At 62.2% G+C, this 20,615-nt stretch carries 20 protein-coding genes; 3 read left to right on the top strand and 17 right to left on the bottom strand.

Annotation, left to right across the window (positions count from 1 at the left end):
* Nucleotides 1-27 precede the first annotated feature (27 nt).
* Together HU731_RS15695 and HU731_RS15690 are read right to left on the bottom strand one after the other, a co-directional pair.
* A complete protein-coding gene (locus HU731_RS15695; protein ID WP_186609447.1) occupies nucleotides 28-1,005 on the bottom strand; it encodes an asparaginase in 978 nt (325 codons plus the stop codon).
* Between the two features lie 76 nt (nucleotides 1,006-1,081).
* Nucleotides 1,082-2,527, bottom strand: a complete 1,446-nt coding sequence (locus HU731_RS15690) for an alanine/glycine:cation symporter family protein (RefSeq protein ID WP_125970865.1) — start codon at nucleotides 2,525-2,527, stop codon at nucleotides 1,082-1,084.
* Nucleotides 2,528-3,096: 569 nt separating this feature from the next.
* On the opposite strand from HU731_RS15690, the gene HU731_RS15685 reads away from it, so the two are divergent.
* The 3 genes from HU731_RS15685 (at nucleotide 3,097) to HU731_RS15675 (ending at nucleotide 5,751) form a co-directional block, all read left to right on the top strand.
* Nucleotides 3,097-4,518, top strand: coding sequence for a PAAR domain-containing protein (locus HU731_RS15685; protein ID WP_217894818.1), 1,422 nt, complete (start codon nucleotides 3,097-3,099; stop codon nucleotides 4,516-4,518).
* Entirely contained in the window at nucleotides 4,515-4,904 is a 390-nt protein-coding gene (locus tag HU731_RS15680) for a hypothetical protein (protein WP_186607108.1), read from the top strand. Before HU731_RS15685 ends, HU731_RS15680 begins: the two co-directional genes overlap by 4 nt.
* 544 nt (nucleotides 4,905-5,448) lie before the next feature.
* Nucleotides 5,449-5,751 carry a hypothetical protein gene (locus tag HU731_RS15675; RefSeq protein WP_225931472.1) on the top strand — a complete coding sequence of 101 codons (303 nt, stop codon included), beginning with the start codon at nucleotides 5,449-5,451 and terminating at the stop codon, nucleotides 5,749-5,751.
* A 214-nt stretch (nucleotides 5,752-5,965) separates the two neighbouring features.
* Here HU731_RS15675 and HU731_RS15670 read toward each other — a convergent pair whose 3' ends face one another.
* The 15 genes from HU731_RS15670 to HU731_RS15600 all read right to left on the bottom strand — a co-directional run bounded on the left by HU731_RS15670 (nucleotide 5,966) and on the right by HU731_RS15600 (nucleotide 20,615).
* Nucleotides 5,966-7,192, bottom strand: a complete 1,227-nt coding sequence (locus HU731_RS15670; protein ID WP_186607107.1) for a hypothetical protein — start codon at nucleotides 7,190-7,192, stop codon at nucleotides 5,966-5,968.
* A gap of 446 nt (nucleotides 7,193-7,638) precedes the next feature.
* On the bottom strand, nucleotides 7,639-8,598 hold the full coding sequence (locus tag HU731_RS15665; protein ID WP_186607106.1) for a PDR/VanB family oxidoreductase: 960 nt from the start codon (nucleotides 8,596-8,598) through the stop codon (nucleotides 7,639-7,641).
* Complete coding sequence (locus HU731_RS15660; RefSeq protein ID WP_186607105.1) at nucleotides 8,595-9,629, bottom strand: Rieske 2Fe-2S domain-containing protein; 1,035 nt, start codon at nucleotides 9,627-9,629, stop codon at nucleotides 8,595-8,597. The genes HU731_RS15665 and HU731_RS15660 overlap by 4 nt, the downstream gene beginning before the upstream one ends.
* 19 nt (nucleotides 9,630-9,648) lie before the next feature.
* Nucleotides 9,649-9,876 (bottom strand): recombinase-like helix-turn-helix domain-containing protein, encoded by a 228-nt coding sequence (locus HU731_RS15655; protein WP_032894471.1) that lies wholly within the window; start codon nucleotides 9,874-9,876, stop codon nucleotides 9,649-9,651.
* A gap of 17 nt (nucleotides 9,877-9,893) precedes the next feature.
* Complete coding sequence (locus HU731_RS15650) at nucleotides 9,894-11,036, bottom strand: FAD-dependent monooxygenase (RefSeq protein WP_186607104.1); 1,143 nt, start codon at nucleotides 11,034-11,036, stop codon at nucleotides 9,894-9,896.
* A gap of 13 nt (nucleotides 11,037-11,049) precedes the next feature.
* Complete coding sequence (locus HU731_RS15645; RefSeq protein WP_186607103.1) at nucleotides 11,050-12,015, bottom strand: VOC family protein; 966 nt, start codon at nucleotides 12,013-12,015, stop codon at nucleotides 11,050-11,052.
* Entirely contained in the window at nucleotides 12,012-13,508 is a 1,497-nt protein-coding gene (locus HU731_RS15640) for an aldehyde dehydrogenase (protein WP_186607102.1), read from the bottom strand. Before HU731_RS15640 ends, HU731_RS15645 begins: the two co-directional genes overlap by 4 nt.
* Nucleotides 13,509-13,517: 9 nt before the next feature.
* On the bottom strand, nucleotides 13,518-14,321 hold the full coding sequence (locus HU731_RS15635) for an aspartate dehydrogenase (RefSeq protein WP_034134086.1): 804 nt from the start codon (nucleotides 14,319-14,321) through the stop codon (nucleotides 13,518-13,520).
* A gap of 10 nt (nucleotides 14,322-14,331) precedes the next feature.
* Nucleotides 14,332-16,017: a thiamine pyrophosphate-binding protein gene (locus HU731_RS15630; protein WP_186607101.1), complete on the bottom strand. Its 1,686-nt coding sequence runs from the start codon at nucleotides 16,015-16,017 to the stop codon at nucleotides 14,332-14,334.
* Nucleotides 16,010-16,807, bottom strand: a complete 798-nt coding sequence (locus HU731_RS15625; RefSeq protein WP_032894477.1) for an SDR family oxidoreductase — start codon at nucleotides 16,805-16,807, stop codon at nucleotides 16,010-16,012. Before HU731_RS15625 ends, HU731_RS15630 begins: the two co-directional genes overlap by 8 nt.
* A gap of 1 nt (nucleotide 16,808) precedes the next feature.
* A complete protein-coding gene (locus tag HU731_RS15620) occupies nucleotides 16,809-17,642 on the bottom strand; it encodes an IclR family transcriptional regulator (protein WP_003195671.1) in 834 nt (277 codons plus the stop codon).
* Entirely contained in the window at nucleotides 17,639-18,517 is an 879-nt protein-coding gene (locus HU731_RS15615) for an alpha/beta fold hydrolase (RefSeq protein WP_186607100.1), read from the bottom strand. The genes HU731_RS15620 and HU731_RS15615 overlap by 4 nt, the downstream gene beginning before the upstream one ends.
* Before the next feature lie 4 nt (nucleotides 18,518-18,521).
* Nucleotides 18,522-19,061, bottom strand: coding sequence for a cupin domain-containing protein (locus tag HU731_RS15610; RefSeq protein ID WP_186607099.1), 540 nt, complete (start codon nucleotides 19,059-19,061; stop codon nucleotides 18,522-18,524).
* Between the two features lie 13 nt (nucleotides 19,062-19,074).
* Nucleotides 19,075-19,842: an SDR family oxidoreductase gene (locus HU731_RS15605; protein ID WP_186607098.1), complete on the bottom strand. Its 768-nt coding sequence runs from the start codon at nucleotides 19,840-19,842 to the stop codon at nucleotides 19,075-19,077.
* Nucleotides 19,839-20,615 carry an ABC transporter permease gene (locus HU731_RS15600; RefSeq protein WP_034134082.1) on the bottom strand — a complete coding sequence of 259 codons (777 nt, stop codon included), beginning with the start codon at nucleotides 20,613-20,615 and terminating at the stop codon, nucleotides 19,839-19,841. The genes HU731_RS15605 and HU731_RS15600 overlap by 4 nt, the downstream gene beginning before the upstream one ends.

Raw genomic sequence — 20,615 nt, 5'->3', positions numbered from 1 at the left:
GTGCTTATGTAGGGCTGTCTTGGGTGTTCAAGCTGGCTGGGTATGCAGGTCCAGCTCTACCAGGCGTCGCACTTGCTCCACGGCAAGGCCGGCACCCAGTAAGGCGTGCAACTTGCCGAACGCGGCTTCGCGGGTCATCCCTCCGCCGGACAACACGCCGGCGCCCCGCAAGCGGCTGCCGGCCTCGTAGACATCCAGCTCCACACCGCCTTCATGGCACTGAGTGATGGCGACCACCACCACACCTTGATCCTGCGCACGCTGCAAGCTGGCGAGGAATTGCGGGTTATCGCTCGGCCCGGTGCCGCTGCCGAAGCACTCCAGCACCAAGCCTTGAATGCCGCTGCCGATGATTGCGTCCAGCTGCGCAGCCTCGAAACCGGGTATCAGCGGCAATACGCCGACGTTCGCCAAGGCTTTGGGCTGACGGTAATCCAGCGCCGACGGCAGGGTTTGGGCGCGGGCGAAGTCGTCCTGGCGTTGCAAGGCTGCGAACGGGTTGCGCCCAAAACTGCGAATCTTTGCGCAGCGGGTCGGCGCCATCAACGCGCCGTGGAAGTACAGGTGCACACCCGGCTTCAACCCCTCGCCCAAGGCCGTCAACGCACCGCTGACGTTTTCCCAGGCATCGCTGTCGGGCACACCGGCTGGCAGCATCGAGCCGGTGAACACCACCGGCACCGGCAGGCCCAGCAGTTGGAAGCTCATGGCCGCCGCGCTGTAGGCCAGGGTGTCGGTGCCGTGCAGGATCAGCACGGCGTCGCAGCCGGCGTCTACCGCCTCGACCACGGCGCTGCGCAGGCGTTGCCAGTAGGCAGGGTTCATGTTGGCGCTGTCGATCAGTGGTGACATTTCCTGGAAGCGCCACGCGGGCAGGTCTGCGTCGGCAAACTGTTCGCGCATACGCACTTCAAAACCAGACGCGGGCGCCAGGCCGTTGGCGCTGGCCTGCATGCCAATGGTGCCGCCGGTATAGAGCACCATCACGTTATTAGCTGATTGCATCGAAAATCTCCTGAACGAAAAACGCCGCCGGGCCCAGAGCATGCCCAAGGCCGGGCGGCGTGTCATCTGGCTGTGATTAACGTTGCGCTTGAGCGCTCAGTTCTGCTGCCGGGGCCGCCTCGGTTTTCACCGGGTTGGCCGGCCAGGCCTTGCGGTCCAGGTCCAGGTCGGGGAACTGGCTGGAATCGAACACCGGGGTCTTGATACCTGCCGCGCGCTGGCTGTCGTAGTCGTTGAGGATGCGCATGGCAATCTTGAACAGGAACGCCAGGGCGAACAGGTTGACGAACGCGAGCATGGTCATGGTGATGTCGGCGAAGGCGAACACCGTGCTCAGGTTCTCGATGGAACCCCAGAAAATCAGCACCAGCACCAGGGCGCGATAACCCATCAGCACCTTGCGATTGTTACCGACCAGAAAGCGCAGGTTGCTCTCGCCCAGGTAGTAGTTGTACATGATCGAGGTGAACACGAACAACGCCAGGGCTACCGAGATGAACATGCGGCCCCAGTCACCCACTACCGCCGCCAGGGAGTTCTGGGTCAGGGCAATGCCGTCGCCTTCAAAGCCCGGGGTGTAGAAGCCGGACAGCAGGATCAGCAATGCAGTACAGGTGCAGATCACGAACGTATCGAGGAACACGCTGAACGCTTGCACCACGCCCTGGGCGATCGGGTGTTCTACCGATGCCACTGCCGCCACGTTAGGCGCACTGCCCAGGCCTGCTTCGTTGGCGAACACGCCGCGCTTCACACCCATGATGATCGCGCTGCCCACCAAGCCACCGAAGGCTTGGTCGAGGCCGAAGGCGCTCTTGACGATGGTCGCGAGCATGGCCGGTACGTGATCGAATTGCAGCACGATCACGTACAGGGTCACGGCGATGTAGACCAGGGTCTTGACCGGCACCAGCAGGTCGGCGATCGAGGCGATACGCTTGATCCCGCCGATGAACACCAGGCCCAGCAACACCGCCAGCGCAAGGCCGGTGTAGGTGGTGTCGAGGCCAAAGGCGTTGTTCAGCGAGTGGGTCACAGCGTGGGCTTGCAGGCCGTTGAAGGCAAAGCCGAAGGTCACCAGCAGCAGGAACGCCATGACCATCCCCAGCCAGCGCTTGTGCAGGCCGTGCTGGATGTAATACGCCGGGCCACCACGGTAGGTGCCTTCAGCGTCGGTGCGCTTGTATAGCTGGCCGAGGGAGCACTCGATAAAGCTCGACGACATGCCCACCAGCGCGGTGACCCACATCCAGAACACGGCGCCCGGGCCACCCAACGTCACGGCAATGCCGACACCGGCGATGTTACCGGCACCCACGCGGCCCGCCAGGCTGAGCATCAGTGCCTGGAACGAGCTGAGTTGGCCGGCGCTGCTCTTGAGGCTGTCTTTAAACACCGAGAACATGTGGAAAAAGTGACGCAATTGCACGAAACGCGAGCGGATCGTGAAATAACCGCCGAGCCCGACTATGAGCACGATCAGTACTTTCCCTGAGAGGAAGTCGTTGATGACTTCGAGCATGGAGTGTTCCTCGCTGATTTTTCTGATGGCAAACGCAGGACGGTCCGACGCATCGCTCGGCACCAGGCAGTGCACGACGCTCGATCCCCATCCTTTTGCGGGTGTTGTTATTCATGCGCTTTCGCGGTGTACCCGGGCCTCGTTACCGACGGCCGCAGACGCGAAGAGGGGCGGCACTATACCTAGGTGCGCGCCAGCCGTCTGCAAGGGGCGTAATTGGCCGAGGAACGGTCAATAGGAAAAGGCGCGCTGGAGGCGATAAATAGCTTACCTGTGGCGAGGGAGCTTGCTCCCTAGCCACAACAGCCATTGGACGACTGTGCTTGGAACGTTAGTGGCAAGTAATACGCGCCCGGTGCACGGCATCGGGCGCCGTAGGTACATCAGATTTATACGACGAAACTCACGGAATCGTCTGACTTTACCCTAAGTAAATCCCTCTCCAGAGTTTGGCTCGCTACGTGATTTTTCCTTACTCGGTTACCTCGATTTAAAGGCGCCACGCGTCAGTTTTCTTATCGAGACGAGCAGGAAAGCACGGCTAAAAAACATGGATAAGAGGCGAAAAAATGAGCGTGGGTCATTTCATCTGTCAAGGTGACAAAACCAGTTGCGGCGGCGAAGTGCTGGGCGTAGATCAAACAACCCACATGAATGGCCGTCTTCGTGCCTGCGAAGGTGACCCAGTTACCTGCGGCAAGGATGGGCAAACGTACAAGATCATCGGCGGCATTTCCTTCATGGAGAGCAATGGCCGGCTTGTTGCCGGTACGGTGGATAGTTACAGCGGCTGTCCCTGTAAAGCCGAGCTGATTCCTTTGGCGTTGTTCGGCGAGTACCACGGCAGAGGTGGCTCGGTCGTAAGCGCCAACAGACTGGCCGCTGAGCCGGTCCAGCCAGTAACCCACTGGGCAGCGTCCTCTCAACGCACCTCCACCTCGCCAAGTGAGTCGCCCCAATCCGCATTTGCCGCATTTAAAGCGCTAATAGGCGAAGAACCAGGTTTTTACATCGTGCCCAAAAGCATGAGCCGCGAGGCGCTGGAAGCCACACTTTTTCCGACGCTCGACGCGGCTGTAATGCGCAAGTTTCAATCGCTGAATCCCAACACAGGCCACGTCAAAGCTGGTTCGATGATCGTGCTCAGCGATCCGAAAAACACCTCCTGCTCGTATGAAGAAGCTCAGCTGATGCAGGCTGCACAACACGTCAGCGCATCACTGGATGAGCTGACGCCGGACGAGGCTGACTTTCTGTATCGCCACGGTGCAGAGATCGCCGGTTTCATCGGCCATACCTCAACCTGGCTCGGCGTCAGTGCGGTGGTGATGGAAAAGCACCTGAGCAACCTGCGAGACACGCTGCAGGCCATGGAACGCCTGCATCAGGACAGCTATCGGCAGCACGGGCACCTTAGATCACCGCAGTTCTTTGCTGATCGCCAACGGTTGATGAACCAGTTGGATGCTCATCTGCTCAACTCCACCCGCCTGCGCGGGCAGACCACCTTGGGCGATCACCCCAAGTTGAAAACGGCCCTGGGTATATCCAGCCGCAGCTTGGTGCATCACTGGGACAAGGCGGGTGGGCCGGGGCAGATTCCGGGGTATGCGGCTCATGTGGAGGCGACGAGTCGGGCTACCAAGTATATGAAGGCAGGTGGTTACATCGGTATTGGTCTTGGCGGAGTGTCTTCGTTGCTGGCTATTGATCAGGTGTGTAAGGCTGATTCTGGAGCGGCTTGCAGGAAGGTCAAGTTTACTGAGGGAGGAAAATTCATCAGTTCAACGTTCATTGGCGCTTTCAGTGGGGCGGCGGCTGCGTCTGCCAGCGGTTCGATCTGCTTGGCGATTGGCGTAGCCACCGGAGGTATTGGGGGCGTTGTCTGTGTAGCAGCTGTAGTAGGGGGTAGTACATGGGCCGGTACGACAGTCGGTGGATTGGGGGGCGAATACATGGGCGAGTTAATTTACGAGGTTACTCAGCCATGACCAGTATCGATACCTGGCCAACGTGGGTTGCGCTGATTTTTGTTGGAGGTCCAACTCTGCTGGCCATCGTCGGCCTTTCATACAGCTTGTACATGACCCACCACCATCTGGAGGCTATAAAAGAGGCCCTGAAAAACAGCCGTTACATTTACCTTTGGGGGCCGAGCCTAGGGAAGCGTGGCTTGATTTGGTCCCTCTACGAGATGGCAAAGATCGCCGGAATGATAGTGTGGCCCAAGGCCGCGATCATTAACGGAGAACTGGATCCTGTCGATCTGAAAAACTTCCCGCCTCAGCTAAAACGCCGTCTGATTATCCTAACGACAATGTCGTTCACTGGTGTGACTTGGGCGGTAATGGCTGCGGTGCTGATAAAGCTCAGATAGGTCAACAGCCAACTGTTTCAAACTGACAGCCCCCTAACGCTCAACAGCCAGCCAGTGTTCAACGGGATAAAGTCACAGCCCAGGGGGGGGGCTGTAGCAATGCTCATCCCCACTAGGCGTTGTCTCCCCTGAGGCCCCAGCGAGAGCAAGCTCCCTGGCCACCGATGGCGCTCGCCTTTGATTGACGAGGTACCAGCCGACTCCAGCCTTGAGTAACCATGCGCCCAAAAAAAATTGGCCGCTGGTGGGTGACATCAGGTGCCTGCTGTCGTCATTGAAATCGCAGATTTATACGACTAAGAACACGGAATCGTCTGACTTTACCCTAAGTAAATCCCTCTCCAAAGTTTGGCTTGCCACTGACTTTTCCTGACTCGTTTACCTCGATTAGAACGCGCCACGCGTCAGTTTTCTTATCGAGATGAGCAGGAAATCAGGGCAAAAAACCATGGGTAAGAGGCAAGAAAATGAGCGTAGGTCATTTCATCTGTCAGGGTGGAGGGGGCGAGTATTTGGGAGATAAAATTTATGAGGTTTCTCAACCATGACCAGTATCGACACTTGGTCACCTTGGGTTGCGATATTTGTGACTGGGGGGCCAATTATTCTTGGGGTTGTGAGCACTGCATACACTCTTTACCTGAGCCACCGTCACTTGGAAGCCATGAAGGAAGCCCTGAAGAATAGCCGCTACATTTATCTATGGGGGCCAAGTTTGGGGAGACGGGGCGTGATTTGGTCTCTTTTGGAAATAGCGAAAATCGCAGGAATGGTCACATGGTCAAAAGCGTATATCCGAACTGGAGATGTAAACCCTGTTGATCTTGAAAACTTTCCGCCTACCTGAAACGTCTTTTGTTCATTGATGCAGCGATGAAAATCGTTGGTTTTAGCTGGATTATTATCGTGGGCGTATTGCTGAAACTGAAGTAGTGGGTGATTGATAATGAGGCCGCCCCCTGTGGGAGCGGGCTTGCTCGCGAATGCGCCATATCAACCACTGCATGCATTGACTGACCCACCGCCTTCGCGAGCAAGCCCGCTCCCACAGAAGGACCAGGTCAGAAGTAGTAGCCGATGTTGACGTTGGTGCGGTAATACCAGTCGTTGCTCCCCACCGAATTGGTGCTGGTAAAACCGCTGCCATTCTCCGCACCACCATAGGGATTGGCGTTACGCGCCCACGTGAGATCGACCCAGGCCATCACTGGCATCGCCAGGAACTGCGCGCCCACGGTGAACATCTGCGAGTCGTCCCAGGCGCTTTTGTCTTTCATCATTCGGCTGTAATCGCTGTACAGCTTGATCTTCTTCAGTTGCCCCAGCCGGGGCGTGTGGATGTCGTAGCCGACGTTGAGCGAGGCCAGGCTGGCCTTGGAGGCGATCAGGTACGCAGGCGTGAGGCCGTTGCCGCCCATCAGCACCGAGTCGTTGCTCACGCCGCTCGGGTTTTTGGGGTCGTATTCGTAGCGGATGGCTTGGGTGGTGACGGTCCACAGGCCCTTGCTGATGATGGCGTGCACGCCGGCGGCCCAGTAGTCGCCATTGTCTTTGGTGGTGGCGTTGTACAGTTGGGCGGTGGCGAGCGAGGTGCCGACTTCGGTCTTCCAGCCATCGTTATTGAAGGTGCGCGCCACGCGGGCGTTGAATTGGTTGCGCTTCTCGTTGTCCTGGCGCGACTGGGTGAAGGCAATCGCGTTGTCATTCAAGTCGGCGTAACGCCCCACTTCCGGTGAGTAACGCAGGTCGCTGGGCAGCATGCGTGGGAAATAGCCGAGTTGCACGTCCCAGTCCTGGTCTTTGTAGCTGTATTTGAGGCCGGTGCCGGCACTCACCGCGTAGCCCATGAAGAACGGCAGGTGGTAGCTCCAGCCAAATTGCGGATAAGGCTCCAGGCCGAAGGGTTTGAACGGTGCCCCCAGTTGCAGGTTGGCGTTGGCATTGAGGCGGTAGCCCACAAACCCGCGGTCAATGGAACGCTTGCCGTCATCCTGGAACCAGTAGCCGACATCGCTGTAGAGGCTCTTGTAGGTGGCCTGCACATCCAGACGGAACGTATCGAACAGAAACCGGCCGTTATTCTCGGTAGTGTCCCAATGCTCGTCGCGATAGTTGGTGCGCAGCGCCCCGCCGATGTCCAGGCTGCTGTCGCCGCTATCGCTGCGCCAGGAGATATGCGGGAAAGGTTTGTTGGCGGCGTTGGCCCGCACCGGCTCGGAAGGAATGGGTTCTGCGGCGAAACTGCTGAAACTGGCAAACATCAAACCTGCACACAAGACGCGCTTCATAGAGACCTCTCTACCGGGTGATCGGCAACACTCGTCCGCTTGCCTTTAAAGGCAACTAAGGAGGGAGCGGGTCTTACCGGGTTTAAGTGTTGGTTATTATTGTTTTATCGGCGAAACGCCGTTTAATCAGTGAATGCACAGGAGTAGAGCAGGAAGTGTGCCAGGCGGATTGTTAGTTTGTGTTTTATAAAAACATCATTAAAAACAATTGTTTATATGGGAAACAAAGCTATTTGTATAACCCATGAAACAACCCGAAAGTGCGGTAACAACGTTGCCCGTGATAGGTGCGTATTTATTGCACGCTGCCAATGAAACGGGCACTTTGCGGGTGATCCTGTAGGAGCGAGCTTGCTCGCGAAAAACGTTAACAATACTGCGTACACCCTGGAATAACGCGGTGCCTGAAAGTTCTTCGCGAGCAAGCTCGCTCCTACAAGGGGGGGTTAGAGGTCGAGCACCAACCGTCGGCTCTTGCAGCCAGAAACGCACACCATCATCGATTTGTTCGCCGCCCGCTCGGCTTTGGTCAGCACCCCATCGCGGTGGTCGATTTCGCCTTCCACCACCCGCGTTTCGCAGGAGCCACACACGCCTTCGCGGCAGCTGTGATCAATGTCGCAGCCCGCCTCCAGCAGCACATCCAGCAAACTCAAGCCAGGTTCCACCGCCAGGGTTTTGCCGGACCTTTTCAGTTCAACGCTATAGCTGCTCTGGGCGTCTTCGCTGGGCGGCAGTTCGGCGGCGGCAAAGCGCTCGATGTGGGCATGGGGATAACCCAGGCGCTCACAGGTACTTTCGAAAGCGTCGAGCATCGGCGTCGGGCCGCAGCAGTACAGATGGGTATCGGCAGGTTGGCCGGCGAGGTAGGCGGCAAGATCGGGCGGCACGCCTTTTTCGTCGTTGAAGTGGTAGGTCACCCGCGCATCGAGCCCGCCCAGGGCTTCCACCAGCGCGGCCTCCTGGCGTGAGCGGGCGCAGTAGATCAACTCGGCGGATTTTCCCAGCGCCAGCAACTGGCGGAACATGCAGTAGATCGGCGTGATCCCGATGCCACCGGCCACCAGCACACTGTGGCTGGCGCTCAGGTCCAGTTCGAAGTTGTTGCGAGGCGGCGAGATCGACAACGGCATGCCGACCCGCAACTGGCTGTGCACATACTCCGACCCGCCACGGCTGTTGCGGTCACGCAGGATACCGACCACATAACGCCCACGGTCGCTGGGCGAGTTGAGCAGCGAATAACTGCGCACCAGGCCGTTGGCCAGGTGCAGGTCGATGTGCGAGCCGGCGTCGAACGGCGCGAATACGGTATCGCCCAAAGGCCGCAGTTCGACGCTGATGATGCCTTCGGCTTCATAGCGCAGGGTGTGGACGCGGGCGTTGAGGAGCGCGGCTTTGTTCATGGCAATTGCTTCGCGTCGATCAGTTCGAGTTGGGCCTTGGCGGCGTTCTTCAGGTAGCGCCGCAGCCGCACTACGCCCAGGTCGTGCTGGTAGAGGTTTTCACGTTGGTTGGCATCCGGCTCCATGAACTCCAGCAGCACCCGGTCTTGTTCCAGCACCGCCCAATGCCGCGCTTCCAGACGGTTCTTGTACAAGAAGCGCCAGGTGTCACGCTGCCAGCCGGTCAGCGGGCGGCAGCGCCAGTGGAACGCGGCGGCCAGCGAACGGCTGCTGGGTGTGTAGCTGCCGATGATGGTGAAGTTGCCGCCGGGACCGCCGGTTTTCGGATAGGGGATTTCCAGGCGCAACCAGTGGCAGCCGTTGTCCACGAACTCGGTCCAGTCGAAGTTCACCCCGCGCTGGCCTTCCTTCTCGAAGAAAAAGCCAGTGTCGGTGTCGCGGGTGACGAACTTGGCGGTGGCTTCGCCTTCGCTCATCGAGTGCGACATCTTGTGCAGGTAGGTGCCGTGCATCGGGTCCATGACGTTGTCGATCACGTAGCGATAGTCGCCTTTCCACTCGGTGTAGCAGACGAAGCTGCTCCATTCGGGCGAGGTCAATTGTTCGGGCAGCACCAGCTGCGGCGCAACGTCCAGGTGCGGGTCGGTGGCGTTGAACAAGAAGATCGCGCCTGCGGCTTCGCGGGTGTGGAACATACGCGTGGGCCGGCTGCCTTCGAGCTTGCAGCCGGGGCTGCCGGGTACTTTGGTGACGGTGCCGTCGCAGCGCACTTCAACGCCGTGGTACGGGCACTGCAAGCGATCGCCCAGCACCGGCCCTTGGGACAGCGGGGCGCCGCGATGAGGGCAATGGTCTTCCAGCGCGTGAACGCTGCCATCGTTGTCGCGCCACAGGGCGATCTTGTAACCCAGGCGTCGTATCGACAGCGGCTTCTCACCCAAAAGGTCCGACGGCAATACCGGGAACCAGAGGTCTTTGAGGCCATTGGCCAGATACTGTTCAACAGGGTCGACGGTCAGTTGCATGTTCATTTTTTTTCCTTCTGCCGGGTCATTCGCCCAGCCGGGCCATCAGGGTTTTGTAGGCATCTTCGGTCCACTCGCCGCTGGTCAGCGGGCACGGCGGGCCGGCCAGGTTCAAGTGCGCGAGCAGGGCCGCAAGCTCGGTCACGCCACTGCCGAACGCGCGCTCGATGGAGTCGCCCAGCAACTCTTCGAACTGGGTGTTGGGCCGTTTACGCGCCTGATGGGGTTGCAGGTAGGGTTCGTGAGTACTCATGGTGTTGACCTCCGTCTTCAGGCTGCGTGAGTTGTCGAGACGCCCCAGGCGTCGTAGCCGTAGACCCAATCGGCGTTACCGCCGTCCTTGAGCCACTGGTTGCCCCGCGAGCCGATCTGGATCTGGCTGGTGCGTTCCAGGCGCGCTTGCTGGTAAGCCTGCAATGCGCTGGCCACCGAGGCCTGGCTGTCGACGTCTTGCAGGTAGCGGGCGAGCACCACCGCATCTTCGATGGCCTGGCCGGCGCCCTGGGCCATGAACGGCATCATCGGGTGGCAGGCATCGCCCAGCAGGGTGATCGCGCCCTTGGACCAGAACGGCAGCGGGTCGCGCTCATACAGCGCGGTCTTGAGCACATCGGTGCAGGCATCGAGCAGGGCGCGGGCGTCCGGGTGGAACGCCTGGTAGTGGCTGCGCAGCTCATCGGCATCGCCGGCGCTGGTCCACGACTCTTCGTGCCAGCTGTCCTGGGCGGTGGTGGCGAAGATGAAGATGTCTTTGCCCTGGTTCAGCGGGAAGGTGACGATCTGGCTTTGCGGGTTCGGCCCCCACCATTTGGTGAACGCCTGGATGTTCGGCACATGCGCCACCTGCTCGGCCGGCACCACCGCGCGATACGCCACCACACCGGTAAAGCGCGGGTGTTCTTCGCCAAACAGCGCGTTGCGCACCACCGAGTGGATACCGTCGGCGCCGATCAACACGTCACAGCGGTGCTGGCTACCATCCTTGAAGTGCAAGGTAATGCCGTCGTCAGCCTGCTCTACCCGTTCGGCGCGTTTGGCGAACTGCACGTTGCCCAGTGGGAACACCTCGGCCAGGGCCGCGAGCAGGTCGGCGCGGTGGATGGTCAATTGCGGCGCGCCGTATTTCTGTTCGGCGGCGTCGGACATCTCCAGGCGCGAAGTCTCCTCGCCGGTGTCCCACATGCGGCTGATGCGGTGGGTAGGCCGGGCGGCCGGGATACGCACGGCGGGGCCAATGCCCAGGCCATCCAGCGCACGGACTGCGTTGGGGGTGAGGTTGATATCGGCACCGACGCGCAAAAAGGCCTTGGACTGTTCGAACACGGTGACCTGGTGACCGGCGCGATGCAGGGCGATGGCGGCGGCCAGACCGCCGATACCGGCACCGGCGATAGCAATATTCAGGGAAGGCATGGGCGACTCCTGCTCAAGGTTTGGGTTTGTCGGTGAGGAACTTGCCTTGCGGCGCCTCGACGTGTTGCTGGCGCCGGGTGTTGCCGTCGATACCGCCAGCAATGGCCCATTCAGCGAACACTGTGGGGCCGGGCTCAAAGGTGCGTGGCTGCCATTCGCCGGTCAGTTGGTCTTCATCGGCGTAGTACTCCACCAGCGCGCCCGCCGGGTTCTTGAAGTACCAGAAAAACGCCGAAGACACCGGATGGCGGCCCGGCCCGATTTCGGTCGGCCAGCCGCTGCGGGAGATGTGCATGCCGCCGCCAAACACCTCATGAACATCGCGCACGGTAAACGCCACGTGGTTCAGCCCGGCCCGTGGCGCCGGCAGTTGCAGCATGAACAGGTCGTGATGGCCACCTTCTTCGGCGGTGCGCAAGAAGGCCCCGCGGTCCGGGTAACGGTCCGAGGCCTGGAAGCCGAAACGCTCGTGGTAGAAGGCTTCGCAGGCGTTCACGTCCTTGACGAAAAACACCACGTGGCCGACTTCAATCGGCGTGGCGCGTTCATAGATCGGCGCGGCCTTGTTGATCCGGCCCTTGGTCTGCCAGGTGTTGTGGCCGCTGCATTCAATCTCCAGTTCACGCTTGCGCGTGACTTGCAGGCGGATCGCCAACCCGTTGGGGTCGGTGCAGCCGATGCGCCCGTCGCGTTCGATAAACCCCGGGTCATTGGCGATGCGTTGGCTGTACAGCGCCAGGTCGGCAGTGCTGGCCACGCCCCAGACCACTTCGCGCACCGTGGAGCCGGCTTCGATGGCCGGTGGCAGGCCCGGCTTGTGAAGGTCGGCAAGCACTACGCGGCAGCCGTTGAGGGTCTCGAATACCACTTCATCCGGTTGCGCGCTGACTTGGGTCAGGCCCCAGTCGCTGAAAAAACGTACGCAGGTGTCCAGGTCCTCGACACCATAGGTGACTTCATCAATCCCTAACACGCTCATTGCGCTACCTCTCGTGGCACACCGGCCCAGGCCAGTGGCTGTTCGTTCATGCCCCAGTAGAGGCTCTTCTGTTCCATGTATTGCAGGATGCCCAGGCGACCTTTTTCGCGGCCCAGGCCGCTGTCGCGCCAGCCGCCGAACGGCGTGGAAATCGAGAACTGCTTATAGGTGTTGATCCACACCGTGCCGGCCTGCAAACGCCGGCCCAGGGCCCAGGCGCGCTTGTAGTCACGGGTCCAGATGCCAGCGGCGAGGGCGTAGACGCTGTCGTTGGCCTGCTCCAGCAGTTGCGCCTCGTCGTCGAACGGCATGGCCACCAGCACCGGGCCGAAGATTTCTTCCTGGCACACTTGCTGGTGGTTGCTCAGGCCTTCCAGGATGGTTGGCGGGTAAAAGTAACCCTGGTCATACAGTCCACCGCTGGGGCGCTGCCCACCCAGGCGCAGGCGCCCGCCTTCGGCCAGTCCGAGGGCGACGTAACGCTCCACGGATTCACGGTGGCTGGCGCTGATCAACGGCCCCATCTGTGTGCGTTCGTCGGCCGGGTCACCCACCCGCAGGTTCGCGGCAGCGGCGACCAGGCGCTGCATGAAGGGCTCGTACAAAGCACGGGCGATGAACAACCGTGAGCCGGCGATGCAGGCTTCGCCCGACGAACTGAAGATGCCGTACAGCACCCCGGCCACCGCGTGCTCAAGGTCGGCGTCCTCGAGGACGATGGTCGGTGACTTGCCGCCCAGCTCCAGGGACACCGGCATCATCTTGTCGGCGGCAATATGGGCGATGTGTTTGCCCGTGCGCGTACCACCGGTAAACGACACGCGCTTGACCAGAGGGTGGCGGGTCAGCGCATCCCCCAGCAACGAACCCTTGCCTGGCAGCACACTGATCAATCCCTTGGGCAGGCCGGCTTCTTCACACAGACGCGCCAGGCGCAGGGCCAGCAGCGGGGTGATTTCCGCCGGTTTGATCACCACCGCATTGCCGGCTGCCAGTGCCGGCGCAACCTTCTGCGCCTCGCTGGCAATCGGCGAGTTCCAAGGGGTGATCGCGGCCACCACGCCCATCGGTTCATACACGCTCATGCTGACGAAATCACCGCGTGACGGCGTGATGGTTTCTTCCAGGGTTTCGCAGGCTGCGGCGAAAAACTGGAAGGTGCCCGCCGCACTGGCCACCAGGGCGCGGGTTTCGTTGATTGGCTTGCCGTTGTCCTGGCGTTGCAGTTGCGCCAGCTCTTCGCTGTGCAGGCGGATCAGCTCGGCGATGCGGTACAACACACCGGCGCGCTCATGGGGTTTGCGCTGGGCCCAGCCGCTGTGCAGGAACGCCTGGTGCGCGCCCTGGATGGCCTCTTCTACATCCTGCAGGTCGGCGGCATTCAGCCAGGCCACGGCTTCGCCAGTGGCCGGGTAGCGGCTGGCGTAGCGCTCGCCACGGCCTGGGCGCCACTGGCCGGCGATGCAGATGGGTAACGTCTGTTCGGTGTTCATCGACGGCTCCTAAATGGAAATTGCGTGGGCATGGTTGCCCAAGGCACGGACCACGCTGTACACGGTCAGCGCCGAGGTTTTCGGGTTGGCCAGCAAGGGCTTGCCGCGCAGGCTCAACTCGAAACGGCCAAAGGCGCCCCGGGCTTCGAAGTGGTGGACGTTTTCATCGCTGTGGGGGTCGGCGATCAACGTCACATGGGTGCGGTCCAGGCCCAGCCCGGCCAGCGACAGGGTGGCCGCGACGTTGGCGTTCTTGGGGTACAGGCGCGCCGCTTCGCGGGCGCTGCCCTGAAAGATCACCGTGGCTTGCTCGATGGTGTCCAGGTCACAGGCCTGCTCGCCGGGGGTGTTCTTCCAGGCGCGAGCCGGCTTGCGGCCGGTGTAATTGACCGCGTCCAACCCGCCGACCTTGGCCGCCGACAGCGCATCGATGCCGCCGATGGCACCGGGCAGTAACTCGATGCGGGTCTTGCCGCGCTCGGCGGCCGCCTCCAGGCGCTCCACCAGGCCGACTTCGGACAACGCGCCCACCGACACAATCAGGCAGGCAATGCCACGCTCCAGCGCCGGCAGCACATGTTCTTCAATGGCGCGATGCCCGGCGCACTCCACCAGCAAATCCGGGCGGGCATCGGCGGGCAAGGCGGTCAGCACCTGCGGCGGCTGTTTGAAACTGGCCAGGCGCTGGCGCACCAAGGCTTCGGAGCCCTCGGAGGCGATGACGTAATCCACGCACAGCTGTGGGTCGTTCTCCAGCAGCTCCAGCACACCGACGCCAATGGCGCCGCAGCCGATCATGGTGATATGCAGCATGGTGCGATCCTCAGGCGGTGGCCTTCTGGGCTTTGGTTTCGCTGTTGGGCGGGCCGGCAAACTGGGTGGCGAAGTTGCCGACGCTGAGCATGTCCACTTCCAGCAGGAACGGGCCCGGCTGGCTCAGGGCGCTGTCCACCACCTTGCCGAAGTCCTTGAGATCAGTGACCAGGCCATGGCGCAGGCCCAGGGAGTCGGCGAGCTTGGTGTAGTCCGGTGTGTGCAGGTCGACGTAGCAATGGCGGCTGCCGTAGACCGCGTCCTGGATATTGCGGATCACGCCGTAGCGCTGGTCGTTCATCAGCAGGATCACCAGGTTGGCGCGCTCCTGCACCAGAGTCGCCAGCTCACCCAGGTTGAGGATGAAGCCGCCGTCACCTGCGATGGCGAACACTTTGCGCTCGGGCGCCGTTTCCGCTGCGGCGACGGCTGCGCCGATGCCCATGGCCAGCCCCTGGCCAATCCCGCCGCCCAGCGCATGGACGCCTGCGCGTGGGTGATACAGGGTCAGCAGGCGGTTGCCCCAGATGCTGTTGGACAGGGTCACATCGCGCACCCAGGAGAAGTTGCGCCCGGTCACGGCCTGCAATTGCTCGACCATGGCCGAGTACGGCCCGAGGTCGGCCATCAGTTGGCTACGTGATTGTTCGCGCACGGCTTTGAGTTCCGCGAGAAAGCTCGGGTCGGTGTGCAAGCGACCTTCCAGGCGATCAGCCAGGCCTTCGAGCGCCAGCGCCGCGTCGCCGCAGACAAACAGTTCGCTGGCGTAACTGCGGCCTTCGATCGCCGGGTTGGCGTCGATGCGCAAGAGGTTTGACGGCAGTTTCAGTGCGTACTTGAAGGTTTCGTTACTGCGCAGGCGCGAGCCGGCGATCAGCAACGCATCGCAGGTTTGCAGGAACTGTTCGACGCGCTTGTTCTGCGAGAACGCCCCCAGGCAACGCTCGTCGTCTTCATTGACCACGCCACGCCCTTGCGTGGAGGTGATCACGCCCACGCCCATCGCCAGCAGGCGTTTAACCTGTGCGCCGGCATGCCGGGCGCCGCCGCCGAGCCAGAGCATCGGCCGCTTGGCGCTGGCCAGGCGGTCGGCCATAAGGTCCAGGGCTTCCGGCGCGGGCACGGCCACCGGGATCGGCAGGGGCGACAGGTCGGTGGGCATCGGGATAAAGGTGGACTGGATATCGATAGGGATTTCGACGCTCACCGGCCCGGTGGGTGCGGTGAGAGCGGTCTGCACCGCGAGCTTCATGGTGCTCAGGGCGGTCTCGACACTGCGTACGCGAAAGGCAGCCTTGGACACGGCCTTGAGCATGTTCAACTGGTCGCGGGCTTCGTGGATATAAGCCAGTTCCTGGTCCAGGTACGGCGTTTCGATCTGCCCGGTGATGTGCAGCAGCGGGGTGCCTGCAGTTTGGGCTTCGACCATCGCGCCGGCGGCATTGCCGGCGGCGGTGCCGGTGGAAGTCAGGCACACACCCAGACCACCGGTGGTGCGGGCATAGGCGTCGGCCATGTTGGCGGCACCGGCTTCGCCCCGGGCCATGACGAAACGGATATTGCCGCGCACCGCAAAGGCATCGAGGATCGGCATGTTGTGGATCGAGATCACGCCGAACACAGCCTTGACGTCGCATTGTTCAAGGAAGGCGGTGATGGCAGCGCCCACGGTGACAGTGTTGTTTTCATTACGCATGGCGGGACAGGCCTCCGGATACATCGATATGGCTGCCTGTGGTGTAAGCCGACAGAGGCGAGGCCAGAAACAGGATCGCGCGGGCCGCTTCAATCGGCAGGCCCAGGCGCCCCAAGGGAATGTGTTTTTGTTGTGCCAGCCGTGCGGTCCATTGCGCCCAGCCGAGGTCGCGTTCTTCGCGCGCTTCGAAACGCCGGCGCCATTGCCCGGACTCCACCAGGCCAATCAGGATGCCGTTGACGCGGATGCCCTGGGGGGCGAATTCAGTGGCCATTGAGCGCACCAGGTTCTTGAGCCCAGCACGTGCGGCGGAGGTGGCGACCATGTGCGGTTCGGGCTGGCTGGCCAGCAGCGAATTGACGCAGACGATGGCGGCGTCAGGCTGGCTTTCCAGCTGAGGCTTGAAGGCGCGGACCGGGTTGATCACCGAGAAAAATTTCAGGTTCAGCTCTTCGGTCCAGGCGCTGTCGGTGGTGTCGGCAAAGGTCGAGACCCGGCCTTGCCCGGCGTTGTTGATCAGCACGTTGGCAGCCCCCAGCGCAGCCAGGCTGGCGGCGGCAAACGCGTTGACCGACTCGGCATCGAGTACATCGCAGGCTTGGGCCAGCAGGCGGGCTTTTGGGAAGCGCTCGCGCAAACCGGCTTCAGCACGGCGCAGGCGCTCTTGATCACGACCGCAGAACGCCACCGCCGCACCGGCTTCCAGCAGCAGTTCGACACAGGCCAGGCCGATGCCCGAAGAACCGCCGGTGACAATGGCGACGCGGCCCTGCAATTGGTAAAGGCTCATGTCAGTCTCTCATCAAGGCGGTGACGCGGGGCTGCCCGTTATGGGCGCCGCCGTTGTAGTTGAGCAGGCGTGACAGCTCGTCGGCGCTGCGCCGGACCTGATTCAAGAGTTCCTCAAAGTTGACGTGGCCGATTTGCGCCGTGGGGATGGTCACGCCCAGGGCTGCGACGATGCCGCCGCTCTGGTCACGCACGGGCGCGGCCACGGTAGAAATCGCCGATTCGAAAAAACCTTCGCCGCTGACAAACCCGCGCTGGCGGTCGGCCTGGACCAGGTCGAACAGCGCCATCACGGTTTTCGGCGTGCAAGGCGAGTGTTGTTCCAGGTGCTCTTCGGGGTACAGCTCACGCAACTCGGCCAGCGACAGGTCTTCGAGCAGGATGCGCCCCAGCACGGTGGCATGGGCGGGCAGGCGGGTGCCGACGTTGACCGCGTTGGAGAACACCGAAGGCGGCGAAACCTTGGCCACGTAGACAATCGAGCGACCGTCACGCACCACCAGGTTGCTCGGGTAGTTGACCCGGTCGCACAAGCGCGCCAGCAACGGCTGGCCCAGTTCGGTCAGCTCCAGCGACGCCAGGTACTCGAAGCCCAGGCGAAGCACGGACATGCCGAGGCGGTATTCATTGCCGCTGCGGGTGACGAAGCCCATGGTCTCCAGGGTGGTCAGCAGGCGGAAAATGGTCGAGCGGGGCAGTGCCAACCGACGCGCCAGCTCGGGCGCGGTCAGGGTGCGGTTGCGCCGGCTGAACTCACAGAGCAGGAGCAGGCCGCGCTCCAGGCCTGGAACGATGTATTTGTCCTGAGCGTCTTTGAGCAGATCGGAATCGTTCATAGGGTTCTACCAGTCAGGGATTGATGAATGGCGCAGGCCAGGCGCCCGGCTACCACTTGGGGTTGCTCGATGGGGCTGGCGTGGCCGGCGTCGGCAATCAGGTTGAAGCTGGCGCCCAGCGCCTTGGCCACGCTCAGGCAGGCCTCGGCGGGGGTGATGCTGTCGGCTTCACCGCAATGCACCTCGCAGGGCATGGCCGGTTGGCCATGGCGCAGCAGGTCATCGCCGCACAGCAATTCAATGGCCTGGCGATAACCAACGGGGTTCAGGCGCGCCATGTTCCAACGCACCCAGGCCAGGGCTTGGAGCGTGGCACGGGGCGACAGCATGTGAGCGCTGCGTTGTTCAGCCAGGCCGGCGATGCCCAGGCGTTGCAGGTTGTCCAGGCGTTGCTGACGCACCTGTTGGCGCTGTTGGCCAAGGGCTGGTGCGCCGTAGCCGCGCGCCGGGCTGATCAGCACCAGCCGGTTGACGCGATGGGCCTGTGAACTGCGGGCGAACGCCAGGGCGGTGAGGGCGCCGAGGGAGTGGCCGACCAGCACACATTCCTCGACACCCAGCGCATCCAACATCTGCGCCAGACGGGCTGCGTACTGTTCTGCCTTGGGCGCATCCGACTCCAGCGGGCTGGAATCGCCGTAGCCGGGAGCGTCCCAGGCGATGACCCGGGCCTGGGGCGCCAGTTGCCGCGCCACTTGCAGCCAGGACGCCGCCCCGGAGCCGATACCGTGCAGCAGCACCACCACCGGCCCCGCGCCACATTCACGCAATGCCTGTTGCCCACCGGCCGAGGCCACCAGGCGTTGGGGGAAATCGCGCTCCAGCTGGGCTTGCAGGTCCGCCGGCGGCGCGGCTTGAGAGAGTCCTGGCAGCATGGGCTTATCCGCGCTTGATCGAGGCCAGAGGGTGCTCTGGCGGGTAGGTCGGCGTGATGGGTTTTTTCGCGCCGAGCATCACGCACATCAACGCGTCTTCGTCGCCGACGTTGATCTCTTCGCGGTATACGCCCGGTGGCACGGAAATCACGTCTCGGTCGGTGAGGATGGTCTCGAAGCGCTCGCCGTCTTTTTCCAGCACCACCTTGAGCTTGCCGCGCAGCACGAAGAACACTTCTTCGACGTCGATGTGCAAGTGCGGCGGGCCTTCGTGGCCAGCCGGGATCACCATGGTGGAGAAGGTGAAATGCTCCGACGGGATGGTGTTCATGTCGGTGCTGATGCCGGTGCCACCGGTGCCGATGTAGCGCATCTGGGCGCGGCGGAACTTGGGGTCGTAGTCGGCCTGGAACTTCAGCGCATCCCAGTCGTACTTGCGCGTTTCGTAACGGGCGATACGGGTGTTCATCCAGCTTTCCAGGCTGGCGCCGGCCGGGCGATCCCAGCTTTTCGGGGTGTCGTTTTGGGCAGATAGATCAGTCATGACAGTCTCCAGATCAAGGCATGACGAACCCGCCGTTGACCGGCAGGGTTTGTCCAGTGATGAAGCGGGCAAGGTCGGACAGCGCGAACAGCACGGCGCCGCTGACGTCTTCGGGCAATTGCGGGCGTTGGATGGCCCGCTGGTCGTTGTACAAACGGTGGCGTGCCTCGGGCACGTAGGCGGTGGCTTCCACCAGCACCAGGCCAGGGGCGATGGCGTTGACGGTGATGTTGTCGGCGCCCAGTTCGCGGGCCAGGCTGCGGGTCATGGCGATGATTGCGCCCTTGCTGGCAACGTAGGCCAACAGGTTCGGCGCGCCCCACAGGGGCGTGTCGGAGGCCAGGTTGACGATGGCGCCGTGGCCGCTGGCTCGCAGCGCCGGCAGGCAGGCGGTGGTCATCAGCCAGGTGCCGCGCACGTTGACCTGCATCACCTGGTCCCAGGTGTCGATGCTCAGGTCTTCGCAGCCTTTGCCACCGGAGTTGGTGATGGAGGCGTTGTTCACCAGGCCATCGAGGCCGCCCAGCACATCGAGTGTCGCGGTGATGCATGCCTGGATCGACTCAGGCTGGGCCAGGTCGACAGTGACAGCCTGCACGTCCAGGCCCAGGGCCTGCAATTCACACGCCGCCTGTTGCACACGGTCTTGCAGCACATCGGCAATCACCACGCGCGCACCGGCCTGGCCGATGGCTTGGGCGAACCCGTAACCCAGGCCACGGGCACCGCCGGTTACCAGTACGCGGCGACCTTCGAGCAAACGGTTCTGGTTGTTCATCATTGCGTGCTCAACATGGCTTTGGGCATGTAGTGCAGGACGCGTTTTTCTGCCCACACCACGGCGCCGTAGGCGACCACCCCAATCAGGGTGAGCATGACGATGGCGACGAATACACCGGCCGTGTTGCCTTGGCCCTCGGCGTCCACCAACAGGAAGCCCAGGCCCTGGTTGCCGCCGACCAGCTCGCCGACGGTGACGCCGATCACCGCCAGGGTGGAGGCGATGCGCAGGCCGGAAAACAGCGCGGCCATGGCGGAGGGGAATTCCACCAGGCGGAAGATCTGCCAGCGGCTGGCGTTCATGGTGCGCACCAGGTTGATCATGTCCGGGTCGACCGTGCGGATCGCCGAGAGCACGTTGATCATCACTGGGAAAAACACGATCAGGATCGCGATCAGAATTTTCGGGTAGATGGTGTAGCCCAGCCACATCACGAACAGCGGCGCAAAGGCGACCTTCGGCGCAATCTGCAGCGCCAGGATGTAGGGCGACAGCATCGCTTCAGCCGCGGGCGACAGGCCCAGGGACACCCCAATCATTACGCCCAGCAAGGCGCCCAGGGCGAAGCCGACGACGATCTCCATGGCGGTGATCAGGGTGTGTTGCAGCAGGCCGCCGCTGTGCCACATCACCAGGCTTTCCTGGGCCACGCGGCTGAGTTTGGGCATGACGAACTCGGGCATGCCGAGCAGCCCGGGGCCCCATTGCCAGAGCGCCAGGAACAGGATCAGCAGCGCCACGCTACCGAGCACGGAGGGGTTCAGGTTTTTCAT

This window comes from Pseudomonas salmasensis (assembly GCF_014268375.2).
In the GTDB taxonomy this organism is placed as follows: domain Bacteria; phylum Pseudomonadota; class Gammaproteobacteria; order Pseudomonadales; family Pseudomonadaceae; genus Aquipseudomonas; species Aquipseudomonas salmasensis.
This window is presented reverse-complemented; position numbering and strand designations above follow the sequence as displayed.

What these genes read in the sequence shown, in the direction of transcription:
- HU731_RS15695 (WP_186609447.1), bottom strand. Translation starts at nt 1,005, where the DNA reads ATGCAATCAGCTAATAACGTGATGGTGCTCTATACCGGCGGCACCATT.
- HU731_RS15690 (WP_125970865.1), bottom strand. Translation starts at nt 2,527, where the DNA reads ATGCTCGAAGTCATCAACGACTTCCTCTCAGGGAAAGTACTGATCGTG.
- HU731_RS15685 (WP_217894818.1), top strand. Translation starts at nt 3,097, where the DNA reads ATGAGCGTGGGTCATTTCATCTGTCAAGGTGACAAAACCAGTTGCGGC.
- HU731_RS15680 (WP_186607108.1), top strand. Translation starts at nt 4,515, where the DNA reads ATGACCAGTATCGATACCTGGCCAACGTGGGTTGCGCTGATTTTTGTT.
- HU731_RS15675 (WP_225931472.1), top strand. Translation starts at nt 5,449, where the DNA reads ATGACCAGTATCGACACTTGGTCACCTTGGGTTGCGATATTTGTGACT.
- HU731_RS15670 (WP_186607107.1), bottom strand. Translation starts at nt 7,192, where the DNA reads ATGAAGCGCGTCTTGTGTGCAGGTTTGATGTTTGCCAGTTTCAGCAGT.
- HU731_RS15665 (WP_186607106.1), bottom strand. Translation starts at nt 8,598, where the DNA reads ATGAACAAAGCCGCGCTCCTCAACGCCCGCGTCCACACCCTGCGCTAT.
- HU731_RS15660 (WP_186607105.1), bottom strand. Translation starts at nt 9,629, where the DNA reads ATGAACATGCAACTGACCGTCGACCCTGTTGAACAGTATCTGGCCAAT.
- HU731_RS15655 (WP_032894471.1), bottom strand. Translation starts at nt 9,876, where the DNA reads ATGAGTACTCACGAACCCTACCTGCAACCCCATCAGGCGCGTAAACGG.
- HU731_RS15650 (WP_186607104.1), bottom strand. Translation starts at nt 11,036, where the DNA reads ATGCCTTCCCTGAATATTGCTATCGCCGGTGCCGGTATCGGCGGTCTG.
- HU731_RS15645 (WP_186607103.1), bottom strand. Translation starts at nt 12,015, where the DNA reads ATGAGCGTGTTAGGGATTGATGAAGTCACCTATGGTGTCGAGGACCTG.
- HU731_RS15640 (WP_186607102.1), bottom strand. Translation starts at nt 13,508, where the DNA reads ATGAACACCGAACAGACGTTACCCATCTGCATCGCCGGCCAGTGGCGC.
- HU731_RS15635 (WP_034134086.1), bottom strand. Translation starts at nt 14,321, where the DNA reads ATGCTGCATATCACCATGATCGGCTGCGGCGCCATTGGCGTCGGTGTG.
- HU731_RS15630 (WP_186607101.1), bottom strand. Translation starts at nt 16,017, where the DNA reads ATGCGTAATGAAAACAACACTGTCACCGTGGGCGCTGCCATCACCGCC.
- HU731_RS15625 (WP_032894477.1), bottom strand. Translation starts at nt 16,807, where the DNA reads ATGAGCCTTTACCAATTGCAGGGCCGCGTCGCCATTGTCACCGGCGGT.
- HU731_RS15620 (WP_003195671.1), bottom strand. Translation starts at nt 17,642, where the DNA reads ATGAACGATTCCGATCTGCTCAAAGACGCTCAGGACAAATACATCGTT.
- HU731_RS15615 (WP_186607100.1), bottom strand. Translation starts at nt 18,517, where the DNA reads ATGCTGCCAGGACTCTCTCAAGCCGCGCCGCCGGCGGACCTGCAAGCC.
- HU731_RS15610 (WP_186607099.1), bottom strand. Translation starts at nt 19,061, where the DNA reads ATGACTGATCTATCTGCCCAAAACGACACCCCGAAAAGCTGGGATCGC.
- HU731_RS15605 (WP_186607098.1), bottom strand. Translation starts at nt 19,842, where the DNA reads ATGATGAACAACCAGAACCGTTTGCTCGAAGGTCGCCGCGTACTGGTA.
- HU731_RS15600 (WP_034134082.1), bottom strand. Translation starts at nt 20,615, where the DNA reads ATGAAAAACCTGAACCCCTCCGTGCTCGGTAGCGTGGCGCTGCTGATC.